Annotated in this window: 1 protein-coding gene; it reads right to left on the minus strand. The window is 59.8% G+C overall.

Annotation, left to right across the window (positions count from 1 at the left end):
- A partial coding sequence (locus tag B4O97_RS19570; RefSeq protein WP_158084411.1) for a hypothetical protein occupies window positions 1-428 on the minus strand: 428 nt, incomplete at both ends.

Consider the following 428-nt stretch of genomic DNA (forward strand, 5'->3'; position numbering starts at 1 on the left):
CACCCGTATGGGCCTGTCCAGAATGTCGTAGTCCGTCACCGTCCCGTTCCGCATGCTTGCGGGGACAGGGTCATCAGGGCCGGGGCTGAATCCGGGCTGCCCCTCTTCGATGCTCCGTCCTTTTTCGTCGTAGCGGACTGCTCCGCTTACGTTCCAGCCTGTTTCGCCATTTCCGTTTTCATCGGTCATCACACCGCTTTTTGCGCTGTAGATTGTTCGGCCAAGGCCGTCGATTGCTAGAATGGTCCGGATGGTCTCCCCGTTTTCCGGGTCCGTGCTGATCTTGTTCTCTGTTATGCTCCGCCGGTACGCATCCCCGGCATGCTCGTAGGCGTAGTGTACTGCCGGGATGCTCTCGTCGTAGGGGGTGTAAACGGCGCTCAGCCGTCCGTAGCTGTCGTATTCGCTTCTCTCGGTCAGGCCGTTGG

This window comes from Marispirochaeta aestuarii, assembly GCF_002087085.1.
Classification (GTDB): domain Bacteria; phylum Spirochaetota; class Spirochaetia; order JC444; family Marispirochaetaceae; genus Marispirochaeta; species Marispirochaeta aestuarii.